Raw genomic sequence first — 18,005 nt, forward strand, 5'->3', positions numbered from 1 at the left:
ATGTGGAAAAGGGGCAGGGTGCAAAACCATTTGCGTTTTTTGCACACATCTGGCGCTAAAAATAATTTCACGTCGCTCATCGGCTAAAAACGCCCTGTTTTGTGGCCATATTTTATTACCTCCAAGCCGCTCTACCGCCTTTTACCCGCATCCGCGCCAGCCCTTTAGCGACAAGGGCTGGACGTCAAATCGATAAGTAAATCACAACGGATATGACAGCGATATTTAACAGCTATAAATATTTGATAAGCAAAAATATAGCCCTGTAAGCTGCATTCATAGCGGGTTGAGATAATTTTTTGGATATGTTTATTATGGAAAAAGAATTTAAGCATAAACATTCGGGAACCTAGTTTTGGCTTCTAAAAACGTAACACTCCGCCAGCCCACCGGCCTCGACGGATTTGCTCTGAACCAACTTGTCGCACGCTGCCAGCCACTGGACACCAACTCGGTGTACTGCAACTTGCTGCAATGTGCAGACTTCGCTGAAACAGCCATCGCCGCAGAGGCCGATGACGGAGACTTGGTAGGCTTCATCTCTGGTTATCGCCCACCAGCACGCCCCGACACGTTGTTCGTGTGGCAGGTTGCGGTAGATAGCAGAATGCGTGGCCAAGGCTTGGCCCTGAAGATGTTGCTGGCTCTGGTTGAACGTACTCGCGCCGCTGGCGTGACCCGTCTGGAGACCACCATCTCGCCCGGCAACGACGCATCCGAGGCCCTGTTTAAAAAGGCCTTCCGCCTGCTGGGCGCCGATTTCACCACTGAAGTGCTGTTCTCCCGCGAGAAGCATTTCAACGGACAGCACGACGACGAAGTTATTTACCGTGCTGGCCCCTTTACTCAATCAATTACTCAAACAGCTCACGCTTGAGACCAGGAGATATCATGAACAACTTTGAACAGTTCGAGAAAAACGAATCCGACATCCGCAGCTACTGCCGTTCATTCCCGGTCCTCTTCAACCAGGCTCAGGGCGCAGAGCTGGTCACCACCGAAGGCAAGCGTTACATCGACTTCCTGGCGGGTGCAGGCACCCTGAACTACGGCCATAACCATCCGGTACTGAAGAAAGCACTGATCAAGTATCTGGAAGAAGATGGTATTACCCATGGCCTGGACATGTACTCCGCCGCTAAAGAGCGCTTTCTGGAAACCTTCAATCGGGTGATCCTGGAACCACGCGGCTTTTCTAAATACAAGATTCAATTTAGCGGCCCCACTGGCGCCAACGCCGTTGAAGCTGCGTTGAAGCTGGCCCGCAAGGTAACTGGACGCAGCAACGTCATCAGCTTCACCAACGGCTTCCATGGCTGCACCATCGGTGCACTCGCGGTTACCGGTAACGGTCACCACCGCGGTGCGGCAGGCGTACCCCTGACCGATGTCAGCCGTATGCCCTATGCCAACTACTTTGGCGAAAACGTTAACACCATCTCCATGATGGACAAGTTGCTCAGCGACCCAAGCAGCGGTATCGACAAGCCAGCCGCCGTCATCGTTGAGGTTGTTCAGGGTGAAGGTGGTCTGAATACCGCTTCTGCCGAGTGGATGCGCAAGCTTGAAAAGCTGTGCCGCAAGCACGAAATGCTGCTGATTGCCGATGACATTCAGGCCGGTTGTGGCCGTACCGGTACTTTCTTCAGCTTTGAAGAAATGGGTATCAAGCCTGACATCATCACCATGTCCAAATCGCTTAGCGGTTTCGGTCTGCCGTTCGCTATTGTCATCATGCGCAACGAGCTGGACCAGTGGGCACCAGGCGAGCACAACGGCACCTTCCGTGGTAACAACCACGCCTTCGTAACCGCTGCAGCTGCGCTTGAGCACTTCTGGACCAACGACGAGTTTGCCAAGAGCGTTCAGGCTAAAGGCAAAGTAATCAAGGACCGCATGCAGAAAATCGCACGCAAGCACGGCCCTGACTCGCTGTACGTTAAAGGTCGCGGCATGATGGTTGGTATCAGTTGCCCCGATGGCGAGACGGCTTCAGCCATCTGTAAAGAAGCCTTTGCCAACGGCCTGGTCATTGAAACCAGCGGCAACCACAGCCAAGTCGTTAAATGCCTGTGCCCGCTGACCATTACTGACGAACAGATCGAAAAAGCGCTGACCATCCTGGAAGCTGCTTTTGCCAAGGTAATGAGCGATCAGGTTGCCAATCAGGCATCCTGATCCCGGCAGCTTTGCGACCCAACACCGACTCGAAGAGGAAATGAATAGATGATCGTACGTACACTGGAAGAATGCGAAAACTCCGACCGCCGCGTCACCACCGAGACTTGGGAAAGCACCCGGATGCTGCTCAAGGATGACAAGATGGGATTCTCGTTTCACATCACCACCATCTTCGCCAACAAGGAAACGCACATCCACTACAAGAATCACCTTGAGTCTGTGTATTGCATGAGCGGCAACGGTGAGATCGAGACGCTTTCCGACGGCAAGGTCTATCAGATCCGTCCAGGCACACTCTACATCCTGGACCAGCATGATGATCACATGCTGCGCGGCGGGACTGAGGACATGAAAATGGCCTGTGTATTCAACCCACCGATCAGTGGCCGCGAAGTACACGACAAAGACGGCGTATACCCCGCAGACAGCGACTGATCAGTCTGGTCTGACGGCAAACCGCAAAGCTGCCAGCGATGGCGCTTTGCGCACTGCCAGTCGGGATTAATCGCGGTTCGACCGCGGTTTCCTGCCGGAAGGTAACAATCCGCGGCATGCTTTCGCGGACGTTAACACAGCCTTCATCGCAAACCCCACGATAAGATGTACTGGCAGCCAAACAAATCTGGTCGCCTCAGGTACACAGCCAGCGGCAGAAACGCGCCGCAGTAAGACGGACAAACGAGGGCATGAGGCTCTCTACCTGCTGGCAGCAGGACAAGATTCACCAACGACAGAAACCAGGACTATGCATACAGTAGAGAAAATCGGCGGCACATCAATGAGTCGCTTTGAGGAAGTACTGAACAACATTTTCATTGGCCAACGTCAGGGTACAGACCTGTACCAGCGTGTTTTCGTTGTCTCTGCCTACAGCGGTATGACCAACATGCTGCTCGAGCACAAGAAAACCGGTGAGCCCGGTGTGTACGAGCGATTTGCCGACGCCCATGTCGAGGATGCCTGGCTGGATGCCTTGGACGCTGTGCAGGAATCCATGGTCAGCAAGAATGCCGAGCTGTTCAAGGGCGAGTACGAGCGTCTGGCGGCCGACCGCTTTATTGAAGGCCGCATCAGTGACGTGCGTGACTGCATGGTGAGCCTGCAGCAGCTTTGCTCCTACGGCCACTTCCAGCTGACCGAGCACCTGATGAAAGTACGCGAAATGCTAGCCTCTTTGGGCGAAGCGCACAGTGCCTTCAATACCGTGCTGGCGCTGAAGAAAAAAGGCGTCAACGCACGCCTGGTTGACCTTACCGGCTGGAACCAGAGCGAACCAAAGGCGTTCCAGGATATGGTCAAGGACAGCTTTGACGGTATCGATCTAAGCAAGGAGCTGGTTGTTGCTACTGGCTATACCCATTGCAGCGAAGGCTTGATGAACACCTTTGACCGCGGCTACAGCGAAATCACCTTCGCACAGATTGCCGCATCCACCAGCGCGCACGAGGCGATTATTCACAAGGAATATCACCTCTCGAGTGCCGATCCAAACCTGGTTGGCGTGGACAAAGTTGTCACCATCGGCCGCACCAATTATGACGTAGCCGACCAGCTGTCCAACCTTGGTATGGAAGCGATTCATCCCAAAGCTGCGCGCACCCTGCGCCGTGCCGGTATCCACTTGCGCATCAAAAATGCGTTTGAACCGAATCATGGTGGCACCCTGATCAGTCAGGACTATTGCAGCGAGAAGCCCTGCGTTGAAATCATCGCCGGCCGCAAGGACGTATTTGGTCTGGAAGTCTTTGATCAGGAGATGCTCGGCGACGTCGGATATGACCTTGAGATCACCAAGCTATTGAAGAAGCTCAAGCTCTATGTGGTCAACAAGGACTCAGATGCCAATAGCATCACCTACTATGCATCGGGCTCACGCAAGATGATCAACCGCGCATCGCGCTTGATCGAAGAGCAGTACCCGATGGCCGAAGTCAATGTGCACAACATCGCCATCGTTTCGGCGATTGGCTCAGACCTAAAGGTCAAGGGCATCCTCGCCAAGACGGTTGCCGCGTTGGCAGAAGCTGACATCAGCATCCAGGCGATCCACCAGTCGATCCGCCAAGTTGAGATGCAGTGCATCATCAAGGAAGAGGATTACGACGCAGCTGTCGCAGCACTGCACCAGGCGCTGATTGAGCCAGAAAATCATGGTGACGTAATCGTCGCCGCCTGATCCTGAAAGACGGCAACAACAAGTAGCGGCCCCACAGATAACTGTCGGGCCGTTTTTGTTTTGTACGTGAGAGCATCAGCAGAGCAGTTAAAACTTCGTTATAGTCTGGCAATATCCTTGGCAAATACGCTCACGACAATACGCTGCGCATGTGCCGAACAGGGCTGCAGCATCTATGGATAAGGGACGAACGCGTGATTGAAGCGGTATGGATTGCATTTGCCTTCATGATGGGACTGGCCGTGCGCCAGGTGGGCCTCCCTCCCCTAATCGGTTATCTCGGTGCCGGATTTGCACTGTCTGCTCTGGGTTCAAGGGTTGGCGTCGGCCCTGAAGACAGCGAGGTACTCTCCCATATAGCGCATCTGGGCGTTTTACTGTTGCTGTTCACCGTTGGCCTCAAACTCAAGGTGAAGAACCTGGTGCGGCCAGAGGTGATTGGCGGCAGCCTCTTGCACTTCGCTCTGTCTACCGCGCTGCTGCTAGCCGGACTACTCTATTTTCTAGAGCTCCCCTTGGGTGAAGCTACGTTGCTGGCCATGGCACTCTCTTTTTCCAGTACTGTGCTGGCCGCCAAAGTACTGGAGAGTAAACGCGAGCTGCGCGCCTTCCATGGCCGGGTGGCTATCGGTGTCCTGATCATGCAGGACCTGATTGCCCTGGTAGCCATCAGCATCGCCAGCGGTAAAAGTCCGTCAGCCTGGGCGTTGATGGTAATTATCCTGCCCCTGAGCAAACCAATACTCTACAAGCTGCTTGATCTCAGCGGGCACGAAGAATTGATGGTGCTACTCGGCCTGCTACTGGCGCTGGTAATTGGCGGTGCCGGCTTCGAAGCCCTTGGACTCAGCTCCGAATTGGGCGCCTTGGCATTTGGTGCGCTGCTGGCAGGTCACAAGCGCGCGGGCGAACTTGCACAGTCGCTGTGGAGCCTTAAAGAAATCTTTCTGGTCGGCTTCTTCTTGCAGATAGGGCTCGGCGGCTTGCCGGATATGCAGGCAGTTATCTTCGCATTGGTAATCACCCTACTGCTACCACTCAAAGCGCTGCTGTTCTTCCTGCTGTTTGTCGGCTTCAAGCTGCGTGCTCGTAGCGCCTTTCTAAGTAGCCTGACCCTGGCCAACTACAGCGAGTTTGGGCTAATCATGGCGAGCCTGGTGCTTCCGCAATGGCTGATCCCCTTGGCCTTAACGGTGGCTTTCTCGTTCCTGCTTTCCGCTCCACTCAACCGCATTGTCCACTCAATTTACGAGCGCTTGTCGCCCTACCTGCTGCCCTTTGAACGCAACATTCGTCATCCAGACGAACAACCCATTACGCTTGATGATGCTCAGGTTCTGATTATGGGTCTGGGACGGACTGGCCGGGCAGCCTACGACAATCTCGCCGAACAGGGCTTCAATGTCATTGCACTGGACTCGGACCCGGTCGCTGTTGAGGCCAGCCTTAAAGACGGCCGCCGCGCGCTCTTCGCTGACGCAGAGGACCAGGTCTTCTGGCAGAACCTTGATATGCCCAATATTCATTCGGTGATCCTGGCCATGAACGATGCAGAAGCCAAGACCATCGCCGTGCAAAAACTGCGCTCACGCGGCTTTGCCGGCCTGATCGTTTCACACGCAATGTATGAGGACATCGCCAGAGCCATTATTCGCGCAGGCGCCGACCATACCTATCTGACCATGAGCGAAGCCGGCACCGGCTTGGCAGAGCACGTTGCACGCAGCATTCGCGAACGTAGCCAGTTGCTCAGCGAGGACGCTGAGCAACGAGCTGACGTCAAAGCTTAAGACAGCAAGAAACGGCTAACCTGTTCGGCAGCACTCCGCGGGTGCTCCAGCATAAAGCAGTGACCACCCGCTGTTTGGTGCGCTGTACAGCGCACACCGCTGCCTGCGAGGCGGCGTGCGCTTACCCCGACAAAGGGATAGGTGCGATCGCCATAAATGATATGCGTAGCTGTCTTGATGCGCCGCAGCGACCTCCAGAGGCCGCTGGGCATGCTCATGAAGACGTCGGCTTCGCGACTCGGATGACAACATAATTCAACCCCACGCTCCGGGTGATCCCGTAATGCGTGCGTAATATGCGCAGCGAAGGCATTCTCATCCCATCCGCGGAACATCCCCCTGTTATGCAAACTGCTATGCGCGGCGGCACGATCCGGCCAGCTGTCGCGTCGCGACCTGGCACGCTTGGCCACAGGATTGCTGTTTATTCCCAGTAGACCCAAGCCGCGCCTCAAGGTGATCAAGCCAGGTGGAAAAAACACTGGATCGAGTAAAACGGCACGTTCAAACAGGTCGGGCTCCGCCGACAGGATCAAAGCAGTTAAAACGCCACCAAAGCTGTGGCCACAAGCCACACGAGGCACATTGCCAAACAATCCTCGACCGGCTTCAAAAGCTTCCAGCGCCAGTTCAGCATTACGATTCCAGCCAACAAACTTATCGCCATGATCACTCTGGCCATGCCCCTGCAAATCGCATAGCCAGAGATCAAAGTCATGCGCGAGCAACTCCAGCAAAGGCTCGTAACTGCGGGTAGAAAAGCCGTTGCCGTGCAGAAAATGCAGTAAAGGCTTGCCGCTGGGAGGGCTATGCCAACCGCGCAGACTGAAGCCCGCGCTGGTCTGGTGCGCCCAGGGTAACAACTCCATGCCATGATCCCCGGTAAAAAACATCAGTCTAAACGGCGCCAGCGTAGCTGTCAGCGCCATTGGTGCCTGTTAAGCTGCCCCATCTATTGCGGGAATGGTGATATATGCTTGAGGTCAGGACATCCGGCCATGGATTACCGCTGGTGTGGGGGCACGGTTTAATGGGCAGCATGGCGCAGGAAGACACTACCGGCTGGTTTCATCATCGCGATAGCGACCTCAAATGGGTACGCTACGACGCCTGTGGTCATGGCAATTCGCTCCGACCACTGGACCCATTGCGCTATCGCTGGCCTGCGCTTGCGTCAGACATGCTGATGGTAGCAAGGCACAATACCACTGGCCGCTTTGCCTTGGGCGGGCAATCCATGGGTTGCGCCAGCGCAATATTAGCCGCCCTGCAGGCCCCGGATAGCGTCTGCAAGTTGGTATTGGCAACACCACCCACCGTCTGGTCCGACCGATCAGTTCAGGTAGCAAAATACGAGCAGATGATTCGTCTTTTACGCGCTCGCGGTATGAACGCGTTAATACAGCTGTCGCGCCAGTATCCTGCACTGCCAGACTGGCTTGGCCAAGCCCGCCCACAAGACGCCTTGGCGCAGCTCGAAAGCTTGTCAGGCTTCACCCGTGAGCTCTTGATAGCCGTCCTGCAGGGTGCAATCGCGTCCGACATGCCAGCACCAATCGAGCTGAAAAAGCTCGATCAACCCGCACTGATACTAGCCTGGCGCGACGACCCTATCCATCCGATAAGCAGCGCAGAGCAATTGGCTCAAAGCCTGCCCAACGCTGAACTACGCATTATTGACAGAGTCAACGAGCTGGCGGATTGGCCGCAACAAATCGCTGACTTTATCCATCAGTAAATGAACACCTCTGAGCTTATTCCAGGCTGTAGTCGATATTGGTAACCACCCTGACGCGCTTGGTTTCCGGGGTGAAGGGATCAACATCCTCGATCGAAAAATATCCCTGTGTTGCGCGGCGGATACTTCCCACTTCAGCCCCTGCATCGCGCGCGAACTGGTCTGCTGCTGCGCGCGCATCGCGGGTTGCGTCAGCGATCATATCCGGCTTGATACTATCAAGCTGGGTGAATAGAAAGCTGGGCTGAAACTCGTAGCTTTGAGTCAGCGCGATACCAGACTTCACCAGCTCGCCCACTGACTGCATGCCTTGCTTGACGCTATCGACCTCCTCGGTACGCACTAGAACGGTGACATCCGCACGGTAACGTTCAGGCGGTAGGTTATTACCGTAGCTATTCGCATGTTGATCGGTGATTTTAGGCACCGATAACTGAATCTGCGGCTCCTTGAATCCCTTAAGCAATAAAAAAGATCGAACCAAGCCTTGCTGAGTGTCTATATCGTTCTGCAGTTGGTCTAGACTGTTACCAGTAAGCGTAAAATTGATTGGCCAGAGCGCAAGGTCGGCTTGCACCTCACGTTCAGCCAGCCCTTTTACGCTCACCACACGATCAGCGCCGCGGAACTGCAACAAACCGGTTTTCAGGCTAACAGCCATAAAAGCCAACGCGATAGCGATCAACCCGGCTGCTACGATAGACCCCCAGGAAACACGAGAAACAGACGACATAGGTACCTCCAGTAAAAAGTGCAAACTCAGCATAAGAAAGACAAAGGATTGACGCGAGGCATTTCACTTGCGCGCATTCCACCTTAGAATGGCGCCCGACTTCCCTTGGACCCGAACTTTCTTTGTTGTATCCCCATCAAAAAAAGGAGCACGTGTGGATCTCGCGACACTAATTGGCCTGATCGGCGCCATTGGCATCATTGCCGCGTCCATTCTGCTGGGTACCGGAGCACAGGTATTCTTCAATGTACCTTCACTGCTGATTGTCATTGGCGGCAGTCTGTTTGTTGTACTGGCAAAGTTTAACGTCGGCCAATTCATCGGGGCGATTAAAGTGGCTGGGCGGGCATTTCGTTTCAAGCTGCCTGACACTGAAGAAAGCATTAACGAGCTGGTCGAGCTCGCTACTGTTGCGCGAAAGCAGGGGCTGCTGGCCTTGGAAGACAAGGAGATTTCATCCCCCTTCCTGCAAAGCGGTATTCAGCTGCTGATTGATGGCCATCCACAGGAAACCGTAAAGGCCATTCTGGAAAAGGAACGGCTAATGACCTTGGACCGCAACCGCTGGGGAGCCAAGGTGTTCAGCGCTCTAGGTGACGTCGGCCCAGCTATGGGCATGATTGGTACGCTCATCGGCCTGGTGCAGATGCTGTCCAATATGGAAGATCCTAAATCCATCGGCCCGGCCATGGCCGTAGCCCTGCTGACAACTCTTTATGGCGCCATGCTGGCAACCATGCTCTGCTTGCCAATAGCCGACAAGCTAACGCTTAGAATGAGTGAAGAAGCACGCATGCAGGGTCTATGGATAGACGCCATCCTGGCTATACAGGAAGGAACCAACCCTAGGGTCATCGAGCAAATGCTCAGCAGCTATTTGCCGCAGAACAAGCGCGACAAAATTGGCGGCGAAGCGGAAGAAGCCTGATGGAAGAGGAAGAAAGCGGCCCAGGTATACCAGCATGGGTGATGACCTTCGCTGACCTGATGTCACTACTGATGTGCTTTTTCGTGTTGCTGCTGTCTTTTTCCGAGATAGATGCACAGAAGTTCAAGCAGATAGCTGGCGAGATGTCTAAAGCCTTTGGTGTGCAGCGAGAGATCCCGGCCCTGGAAATCCCGATGGGCACCAGTCCCATCTTTGACAAGTTTTCCCCCGGCAAGCCCGAACCTACGCCAGTTGATAGCGTCCGCCAGCAGACCACAGAACAAGCCCCGCAACTTGATACCCTGCGTGAAGAGCTGGAAGGAAAACTAAAAGAGCAAGTCAGCAAAACGACTGAAGACCAGGTAGAGACCAGCATTGATGCCCTGCGTGAGGTGCTCGACAACGAATTGAAACAAGGCCGCATGCAACTTGAGCACGACCGCAAGCGCATTGTGATCAGGGTAGAGGAGAAAGGCTCCTTCCCTTCAGGCTCCGCAGACATGACACCCGACTTTCAGGACATGTTGGATAAGATCGCCGATGTAGTGTCACGCTTGCCAGGTGAGGTCACGATTGAGGGGCATACCGACAACATCCCGATCAAAACCAACCGCTTCCACTCCAACTGGGACCTATCGGCAGCACGTGCCTCGTCGGTAGCCAATGCACTGCTGCTGAACGACACCATCGAGCCGGAGCGAATAAGAGTGCAAGGCTATGCCGAAACTCGTCCACGGGCAGATAACGACTCCCCGGAAAACCGTGCACTCAACCGCCGGGTAGAAATCATCCTCGACCTGTCAGGCTCTATTGATGAATACGAAGCAGAACTGCGACGACTCATGGAGGAAGACCTGGGTGAATTGATCCAGGAACTGGAGTTGCAGGACAGCCCACCGCCGGCACAATAACCAAATCAACCAGTTTATCTGTCAGGCCTGGTTACTTCTTCAGATCATCAGGAATGGGCGGTTCGGGCATAGGCCCTGGCCGCTTGCCCTGGCCGGCACGATATTGGCGCAGCTGAAACACGTAAGCCAATACTTGAGCCACTGCCAAATAGAGACCGGAAGGAATCTCCTGATCAAGCTCAGTGCTGTAGTAGACCGCTCTCGCCAACGGCGGTGACTCCAGCACTACGATATTGTTTTCGTTGGCGACTTCACGGATCTTTTGCGCGATGAAATCAGCGCCTTTGGCCAGCATAATCGGGGCGCCGCCGTTCAGCGGATCATATTTCAAGGCCACAGCAAAGTGCGTTGGGTTAGTAATCACCACGTCCGCCTGCGGTACTTTCTCCATCATCCTGCGTTCGGCCATTTCACGTTGCAGCTGCCGAATTTTACCCTTGACCTCAGGCTTACCCTCGGAGTCCTTGAACTCGTCACGCACCTCCTGCTTGGTCATCATCAGCTTCTGCTTGTTATCCCATAGCTGGAAGGGCACATCGACCAGTGCAATGAGGATTAACGAAGATGAAAGAATCAACAACGCGGAGGCCAGCGCCCAGGCGCAATGCACTATGGCTTGTTCCAGCGGCTCCTGACCAATACTGAGAAAGTCATCGGTGCGCAAATGCAGCACCAGCAATGAGGTACCAAGCACAACCAAAAACTTGGCCAGCGCTTTGAGCAGCTCGACCAAGGCTTTTAGCGAAAACATACGCTTGAGCCCTGCAAGGGGATTCATTCGCTCGAACTTGGGCGCCAACGATTTGACACTAAAAAGCCATCCACCGAGCATGATAGGGCCGACGATAGAAGCCACCAGCAGCATGGCAAACAGGGGCGCAAGTACAACTATCCCCTCCATTACCGAGGTGTACAGATGGAGCGCCATGGCATCAGTGCCCAACAGCGCCTCACGCTCAAATGAGAAGTTGAAGACCATGATACCCATCAACTTACGTGCCATTTCGGGGCCGAGCATTAGCAGCGCGAGCGCTGAGACCATCACCACAGCCAGCGTATTCAGCTCTTTCGAGCGAGCCACCTGCCCCTTATCGCGCGACTCTTTAAGCCGTTTGGCCGTGGGGTCTTCTGTTTTTTCCTGACCGCTCTCGGATTCGGACATCAGCTCGCCCTCACCAAAGCACGCAACCAGATAAGAGCATCAGACGCTAACTCCTGATACTGCCCCAGCACGTTACTCAACAGAACCCAGAGTATGAACAAGCCAAAGATCAGCGTTAGCGGAAAGCCAATCGAGAAAATATTTAGCTGCGGCGCCGCGCGCATCATCACGCCAAAGGACAAATTAACGATCAGCAGCGCTGCAATGGCGGGCAAACCAATCAGAATGGCCGAGGCCATTACCCAAGAGAAACGGTAAACCAATGCTTCAAAGTCAGTTGCCGCCAGCGTCTCGCCAATAGGTAACGTATTAAAGCTCTCAACCAGCACCTCAAGCACGACCAGATGGCCATTCATCGCCAAAAACAACAAGGTAACCAGCATGGTAAATACCTGCGCTACAACGGCCACAGAGATACCCATGCTAGGGTCGTTCATCGACGCAAACCCCAAGCCCATCTGCATCGCAATAATCTGACCAGCCATCACATGAACTTGAAATAAGAGCTGCAGCGAAAGCCCCATAGCAGCGCCTATCACTATTTGCTCGGCGATAATGGTCCAGGTACTCAGTGACAGCGCATCAAGGGTTGGGACTTCAGGAATCTGTGGCGCGACCAGCAAGGTAAGCGCCAAGGCAAAATACAGGCGTATACGAGTTGGTATCAGTTGAGTGCCGAATACCGGCATGGTCATCAGCACGCTTGCGATGCGAAAGAGCACCCACAGGTAGCTTGAGACCCAGCGGCTAAGTTCGGCGCTGGATAGCTCCAGCATCAGCCGATCAGCCCTGGAATCTGCCGATACAGGGTATCGGTAAACTCAATCAACTGAGTAGTTAACCAAGGCCCCAACCAAATCAAGGTAACGAAGGTTACCAGCAGACGCGGGAGAAAACTCAGGGTCTGTTCGTTGATCTGCGTAGCCGCCTGAAACATGGCAACCACAAGGCCGATCAACAAACCTGGCATTACCACAATGGCAACCATGATACAGGTCAGCCATAGCGCTTGGCGGAACAGATCAACAGCTACTTCTGGAGTCATTGCCGGCCCTCCCCTAACGCACAGCAAAGCTGGCAGCGAGAGTGCCGATAATCAGCGCCCATCCATCTACCAGCACGAACAGCATGATCTTGAATGGCAAGGAAATAATCAGCGGCGACAGCATCATCATACCCATGGCCATCAGCACACTGGCAACAACCAGATCGATAACCAAAAACGGAATAAAGATCATGAAGCCAATCTGAAAGGCAGTCTTCAGTTCAGAGGTAACAAAAGCCGGTACCAGAATATGAAAGGGCACTTCGTCGGGGCCCGTCAGGTCGGTGCGATTGGCCAAGCGCACAAAAAGCTCAAGATCGGTTTCACGGGTCTGCGCCAACATGAATTCGCGCATTGGCACGCTCGCTACCTCCATCGCTTCCTGTGCCTGCATCTCCTCGTTGATGTAGGGCTGCAACGCTGTTTGATTGATCTGCTCGAAAACCGGCGCCATGATAAACAGGGTGAGAAATAACGCCAGACCAACCAGAATCTGGCTGGACGGCGTTTGCTGCAAACCCAGCGCCTGACGCAGAATCGCGAACACAATGATGATGCGGGTGAAACTGGTCATCATCATGACGAAGGCCGGGATGAAGGTCAGCGCCGACATCAACAGCAGAACTTGCAGGCTCACAGAGTACGTCTGCTCACCATTGGCATCAGTGCTCAGTGTGACCGCTGGCAAACTAAGCGGATCAGCCGCTGTCTGCGCCCATACCGATGGCGCCGCCAGCATCAGCAAGAGCCAAATCCAACGCATCATGAATCTGCTCCCCGCTTCAACAGCGCCTGAAGTTTGCGCCCAAAGTCACCATTGCCAGCCGCTGCAGCGGCCAAATCCGCGACCGGCTGCTCAAAGACATGCAGGGTATTGATTCGCCCGGGGGAGGTGCCCAGAAGCATCTGAGTACCTCCAACATCGACCAGCAACAGACGGTCTCTTGGCCCTAATGGCAAGCTACTGACCAGCTTGATGTGCTGCCCACCCTGCGGAGCCAACGGCCCAACACGGCGCATCAAGTAGCCCAGGGCGAAAATCAAGCCTATGACCACCGCCAAGCCAAGCGCCAGTTGCAGCAACTGGCCAACCAAGGAGCCTGACGACGCGCCGATAGCCGCCACAGCCGGCTCTTCAGCAGCCAGGCTGGTGCCGGGCAGCAGTGCCATTGCAAGAAGCGGTAAACAACGGAGCATTTTCATGCTCACCGCAGTTTCTTGATACGTTCAGTAGGACTGATCACGTCCGTCAGACGAATACCGAACTTCTCGTTCACGACAACTACTTCACCGTGCGCGATCAAGGTACCGTTTACCGTCACATCGAGTGGCTCACCAGCCAACCGATCAAGCTCTACAACCGAGCCCTGGTTAAGCTGCAGCAGGTTGCGGATAGTGATATCGGTATTGCCCACCTCCATCGCGATCGTGACCGGGATGTCGAGAATCACATCCAGATTAGGGCTGTCACCCGGATCAAATCGGTCATCCTGGGCTTTAGCAGGAGCGCTGAACTCTTCCATCGGCATACGTGGCTCGGCATCACTCTGTGCCAGCATGGCGTCAATATCATCCTGGCTGGCATCACCCGCCTCGTCCAACGCAGCCGCCCACTCATCCGCTAACGCCTGCTCTTCTGGAGTGGGTTCGTCCGGGCTATTGTCATCAGCCATCACGCTATTCCTCTGTTATTGATACTTATCGGGTCGCTGATTATGTATTGATCAACGTGGTCGCGTCAGCGGACCGAGAATCTGCAGGGCAAGATTACCTTTTACCGATCCCAGCTTGGCCTTGAAGGTAGGCACACCATTGGCACACAGCACCATATGATCGGGTAGTTCAACCGGAATCACATCTCCCGGCTGCATCGTCAGCAAGTCATTGAGCTTCAGCTTGCTTTTAACCACGGTCGCACTTAGTGGGACCTTAACGCCGGTAATTTCCTCACGCAGCGCTCGCACCCACCGCTCATCATGCTCATCAACATCGGACTGTACGCCAGAATCCAGCACTTCGCGCAGCGGCTCAATCATGGAATAAGGGAAGGTTACGTGAAGGTCACCACCACCCCCATCGAGCTCGATATGGAAAGTGGAAACCACCACCACTTCGCTGGGGCTCACAATATTTGCCAGTGCCGGATTAACCTCGGAGTTAACGTACTCAAACTGCACGTCATGCACTGCCTGCCAGGCTTCACGTAAATCAATAAAAGCCTGATCCAATACCATTCGCACCACGCGCAACTCGGTCGGCGTGAATTCACGGCCTTCAATCTTGGCGTGACGTCCGTCACCGCCAAAAAAGTTATCCACCAGCTTGAATACGAGTTTCGCATCCAGAATGAACAATGCAGTACCGCGCAACGGCTTCATCTTCACCAAGTTGAGACTGGTGGGCACGTAGAGCGAGTGCACATACTCGCCAAATTTCATTACCTGCACGCCGCCCACTGCGACATCTGCCGATCGACGCATGAGGTTGAACATGCTGATGCGCGTATAGCGCGCAAAGCGTTCGTTAATCATTTCCAGCGTAGGCATCCGCCCACGTACGATGCGATCCTGGCTGGTGATATCGTAGCTCTTGATCGACCCGGGCTCGCCCTCCAGCTCGGTATCAATGGCGCCATCATCTACCCCGTGTAACAGGGCATCGATTTCATCCTGGGAGAGCAGATCCTGTACGGCCATGAACGCGTCCTATTGCAAAACCATATTGGTAAAGAGTACCGACTCGATTACCGGGTCGCCCACTTCCTTTTCCATCAGCGCCTTCACCGCAAGGCCAGCTTTTTCACGCAGTGCCTCCTTACCTTCAGGACTCATCAAGGCGGCAAAGTCTTCACTACCGAACAACAGCACCAACTGGTTACGTATCAGCGGAAGGTGCTGATTCAGCTTGGCCATACCCTCCGCGTTACGGCCCATGAGTACCACACTCACCTGCATATAACGCTGGCGACCACTGTCGCTGTAATTAACCACAAAGGGTGGTTCAAGAGCCTGATATAGCGCTTCTTGCTTAACCGGCTCTGCCGGCACTTCGGCGGCAGCCTCTTCGTCTTCACCGGAGAGCATGAAGTAGGCCACTCCGCCAGCCGAGAGCAGCAATGCCAGTAGACCAATACCAATCAGAATAAATAGTTTCTTGCGACTCTTGGCCGGTTTTTCCAACCCATCGTCTTTCGCTGTGTTATCTGCTTGTTTTGCCATGACAATATTCCGTCACTCCAGCGGGATTTTCCCTGTTTATGAGGGTAATGCATTGAACGTGCCAGTACATGCATTCGCATACCGGCTAAGCGCGCTTTAGCCAAGTAGCCAGGCCCGCGCTCAGTCATCAGGACCGGATGGTCATAGGATAAAGGGAAAGTGCAGAAAAGTCTTTGTCAGCCCGCCTGGAAAGGCGGCTGACAAAGACGCAGGAACTGCTGAAAGGCGCCCAATGCTCAGGCGTAGTAATCAACTAATCGACTATTGGCAGCGATCTGTTGGGCCGCCGCCATCGGCAACTCATCTTCCCCGCTGGCCCGCGAAGCGCTAGCCGCTGAACCACCTGCTCGACCCTCACTGGAATCGCCACCAGCAAAACCACCAGCCGCCTCATTGCCGCGCTGCTGACCACTATTACCATCAGAAACAGTAACGTCGAGCTGATCAACCCCTTGCAGGGAAAATAGTTCGCGCAAACGATGCATATGCCCTTCCAACGCTTCACGCACCGCCGGATTCTGACTCACAAACTGCACCTGGTGCTCGAGCCCACGCGCCTGAATCTTGATCTCTAGCGGCCCCAACTCAGCAGGGTCGAGTTGAATCTCAACGCTCCTGAGATTCTGGCTGGACATCCACATAACCTTATTAACTACAGACTCGCTCCAACCACTTTGACCAAAAGGCACCGCAAGTGATTGTGCCGCGCCAGCGACCGGTCGCTGCGTTAGCGCACCCTGCGCTGAGCCAGCCGCGACCGCAGACTTGTTCTGGGAGTCCAACGCATCAATGGCTGAGTTTTCCTGTTTCGCCGGACCCCCTCCCTTCTGCTCGGCAAGTCTTGCGGCGAACAATCCTTGGGAGTCTACACTGGCTGCCAGGTTAGCTACCCGCTGGGTTTGTTGCGGCTGGTCAGCAGAATTGGCCTGTCGATTACTGGTCAAAAGTTTGTCATCAGCGTCGGTCGACTGCGTCTTGCCCTTGAGAGTGCTGTCTTCGTTAGCAGTGACGGCTGCATCCGCATCAGCCGCTGCAGAACCTGCCATGGCAGCACGCAGCTGCGCGAGCATTTCCGGCAAACTGAGAGGATTCTGGCTGCTGGCAAGTGGTTTATCACCCGATGCGCCAGCGGCCAGGCTCGCGTCCGCGGCCTGCGCCAGGACTTTGCTGGCTTCAGCTGCCGTCATCTGCTGCGCCAATACCGGGCTCGAGACAGCCTGTGTTGCGGCGTCAGCGCCGGACCCTTCTTGTGGTAACTGCGACAACCACTGTTGCCACTGACTGCTCAAGGCGGCCAACAGGTCTGCATCCTCCTGCGGCTCACCATCCGCTGACAGCGTCAGTTCAGCGCCACCTCCATCACTTTCAGCAGCGCCCTGCAGAGGGGATTCCAACGCAGCAAGCTGTTGTAGCCAGTCCCTGATCTCGACCGGCAAGCTTTTGCCGTCTGCGGCAAAGCCAGGCATGCCCTCCTCGCCCGCGGCAATCGCCTCTTGAGACTGACTAAACTGGCTGATCAAGGCCTTCAACTCAGCGGGCTGTTGCGCTGCCAAAACAGAAGAAAAAGCCGCCAACCCTTCAGCTGCAGGGCTTTCACCTTTTGCAGTGCCCAGCCCTGAGAGCTTGTCTCGTGGCATTTCGGCGCCCATCAGCGCCAGCAGATTTTGCCCAATTGGCATACCTAAATCTCCACCCGGTCTGCAAGAATCCTTGCGTTTGCAGACGTGTTGCAATGCATGGGCCAAGTGGAGCAGTAGGAGTCAGGAAAGTTGCGTTTGCACGCGACTAGAACACGCGAGGATGTTTGAATAACTTACCTTTGCCGCAGCTAGATCACCTTTCAAAGCGGCACGTTCACCGTCAAGGCATGCATTTTCCAAGGCAAGGGCACCCATATTACCGCAGCTACCCTTGAAGCTATGAGCAGCCTGGCGGAAGGCTTCGAGATCTTCGCTTTGCAAGGCAGCGCTCAGCTGAGAAAGGCGTAAATTGGCATCAGTCAGAAAGGTCTCAAGCAACAGAGGATAATCGTCCTGCATGAGCTCGCGCAGTGCATCCAGCGCAGCATGATCGATATCCGGCAAATGATCTGACATGAGAAAACCTTGTATGGAGCGTAGCCG

Annotated in this window: 21 protein-coding genes; 9 read left to right on the top strand and 12 right to left on the bottom strand. The window is 54.7% G+C overall.

The genetic code is table 11. The features are described from left to right. The 6 genes from H4J77_RS19765 to H4J77_RS11355 all read left to right on the top strand — a co-directional run. On the top strand, positions 1-196 hold a 196-nt coding region (locus H4J77_RS19765), incomplete at its 5' end, for a hypothetical protein (protein ID WP_220469343.1). Between the two features lie 159 nt (positions 197-355). Further along, positions 356-877, top strand: a complete 522-nt coding sequence (gene ectA / locus H4J77_RS11335) for a diaminobutyrate acetyltransferase (protein ID WP_123887798.1) — start codon at positions 356-358, stop codon at positions 875-877. Positions 878-891: 14 nt separating this feature from the next. Further along, entirely contained in the window at positions 892-2,178 is a 1,287-nt protein-coding gene (gene ectB, locus H4J77_RS11340; protein ID WP_123887797.1) for a diaminobutyrate--2-oxoglutarate transaminase, read from the top strand. Positions 2,179-2,226: 48 nt separating this feature from the next. Then, positions 2,227-2,616, top strand: a complete 390-nt coding sequence (locus H4J77_RS11345; protein ID WP_123887796.1) for an ectoine synthase — start codon at positions 2,227-2,229, stop codon at positions 2,614-2,616. 310 nt (positions 2,617-2,926) lie between these two features. Beyond that, positions 2,927-4,357, top strand: coding sequence for an aspartate kinase (locus H4J77_RS11350; RefSeq protein ID WP_123887795.1), 1,431 nt, complete (start codon positions 2,927-2,929; stop codon positions 4,355-4,357). A gap of 194 nt (positions 4,358-4,551) precedes the next feature. Further along, positions 4,552-6,147: a cation:proton antiporter family protein gene (locus H4J77_RS11355; RefSeq protein WP_123887794.1), complete on the top strand. Its 1,596-nt coding sequence runs from the start codon at positions 4,552-4,554 to the stop codon at positions 6,145-6,147. On the opposite strand, the gene H4J77_RS11360 is transcribed toward H4J77_RS11355, so the two are convergent. Next, entirely contained in the window at positions 6,144-7,016 is an 873-nt protein-coding gene (locus tag H4J77_RS11360) for an alpha/beta fold hydrolase (protein WP_123887793.1), read from the bottom strand. The genes H4J77_RS11355 and H4J77_RS11360 overlap by 4 nt on opposite strands. A 104-nt stretch (positions 7,017-7,120) precedes the next feature. On the opposite strand from H4J77_RS11360, the gene H4J77_RS11365 reads away from it, so the two are divergent. Then, positions 7,121-7,885, top strand: coding sequence for an alpha/beta fold hydrolase (locus H4J77_RS11365; protein ID WP_123887792.1), 765 nt, complete (start codon positions 7,121-7,123; stop codon positions 7,883-7,885). A 16-nt stretch (positions 7,886-7,901) separates the two neighbouring features. On the opposite strand, the gene H4J77_RS11370 is transcribed toward H4J77_RS11365, so the two are convergent. Further along, positions 7,902-8,618, bottom strand: coding sequence for an SIMPL domain-containing protein (locus H4J77_RS11370; RefSeq protein ID WP_123887791.1), 717 nt, complete (start codon positions 8,616-8,618; stop codon positions 7,902-7,904). A 154-nt stretch (positions 8,619-8,772) separates the two neighbouring features. Between H4J77_RS11370 and pomA the strand changes: the two genes are divergently transcribed. Both pomA and tssL read left to right on the top strand, forming a co-directional pair. Then, positions 8,773-9,546, top strand: coding sequence for a flagellar motor protein PomA (pomA, locus tag H4J77_RS11375; protein WP_123887790.1), 774 nt, complete (start codon positions 8,773-8,775; stop codon positions 9,544-9,546). Continuing rightward, positions 9,546-10,457: a type VI secretion system protein TssL, long form gene (tssL, locus tag H4J77_RS11380; protein ID WP_123887789.1), complete on the top strand. Its 912-nt coding sequence runs from the start codon at positions 9,546-9,548 to the stop codon at positions 10,455-10,457. Before pomA ends, tssL begins: the two co-directional genes overlap by 1 nt. A 31-nt stretch (positions 10,458-10,488) precedes the next feature. On the opposite strand, the gene flhB is transcribed toward tssL, so the two are convergent. The 10 genes from flhB to H4J77_RS11430 form a co-directional block, all read right to left on the bottom strand. Next, positions 10,489-11,619: a flagellar biosynthesis protein FlhB gene (flhB, locus tag H4J77_RS11385; RefSeq protein ID WP_123887788.1), complete on the bottom strand. Its 1,131-nt coding sequence runs from the start codon at positions 11,617-11,619 to the stop codon at positions 10,489-10,491. Beyond that, positions 11,619-12,395: a flagellar biosynthetic protein FliR gene (gene fliR, locus H4J77_RS11390; RefSeq protein ID WP_123887787.1), complete on the bottom strand. Its 777-nt coding sequence runs from the start codon at positions 12,393-12,395 to the stop codon at positions 11,619-11,621. Before fliR ends, flhB begins: the two co-directional genes overlap by 1 nt. Beyond that, complete coding sequence (gene fliQ / locus H4J77_RS11395) at positions 12,395-12,664, bottom strand: flagellar biosynthesis protein FliQ (RefSeq protein WP_123887786.1); 270 nt, start codon at positions 12,662-12,664, stop codon at positions 12,395-12,397. The genes fliR and fliQ overlap by 1 nt, the downstream gene beginning before the upstream one ends. Before the next feature lie 13 nt (positions 12,665-12,677). Next, positions 12,678-13,430, bottom strand: coding sequence for a flagellar type III secretion system pore protein FliP (gene fliP, locus H4J77_RS11400; RefSeq protein WP_123887785.1), 753 nt, complete (start codon positions 13,428-13,430; stop codon positions 12,678-12,680). Then, a complete protein-coding gene (gene fliO, locus H4J77_RS11405) occupies positions 13,427-13,867 on the bottom strand; it encodes a flagellar biosynthetic protein FliO (RefSeq protein ID WP_235869589.1) in 441 nt (146 codons plus the stop codon). The genes fliP and fliO overlap by 4 nt, the downstream gene beginning before the upstream one ends. A 2-nt stretch (positions 13,868-13,869) precedes the next feature. Beyond that, positions 13,870-14,337 carry a flagellar motor switch protein FliN gene (gene fliN / locus H4J77_RS11410; protein WP_123887784.1) on the bottom strand — a complete coding sequence of 156 codons (468 nt, stop codon included), beginning with the start codon at positions 14,335-14,337 and terminating at the stop codon, positions 13,870-13,872. Positions 14,338-14,388: 51 nt separating this feature from the next. Next, positions 14,389-15,360: a flagellar motor switch protein FliM gene (gene fliM / locus H4J77_RS11415; protein WP_123887783.1), complete on the bottom strand. Its 972-nt coding sequence runs from the start codon at positions 15,358-15,360 to the stop codon at positions 14,389-14,391. Between the two features lie 9 nt (positions 15,361-15,369). Next, positions 15,370-15,882, bottom strand: coding sequence for a flagellar basal body-associated FliL family protein (locus H4J77_RS11420; protein WP_123887782.1), 513 nt, complete (start codon positions 15,880-15,882; stop codon positions 15,370-15,372). A gap of 236 nt (positions 15,883-16,118) precedes the next feature. After that, positions 16,119-17,561 (bottom strand): flagellar hook-length control protein FliK, encoded by a 1,443-nt coding sequence (locus tag H4J77_RS11425; protein ID WP_235869588.1) that lies wholly within the window; start codon positions 17,559-17,561, stop codon positions 16,119-16,121. An 81-nt stretch (positions 17,562-17,642) separates the two neighbouring features. Further along, complete coding sequence (locus H4J77_RS11430) at positions 17,643-17,978, bottom strand: Hpt domain-containing protein (protein WP_123887781.1); 336 nt, start codon at positions 17,976-17,978, stop codon at positions 17,643-17,645. Positions 17,979-18,005: the final 27 nt, after the last annotated feature.

It is taken from the genome of Pseudomonas sp. 5Ae-yellow (assembly GCF_014077575.1).
Classification (GTDB): Bacteria; Pseudomonadota; Gammaproteobacteria; order Pseudomonadales; family Pseudomonadaceae; genus Halopseudomonas; species Halopseudomonas neustonica.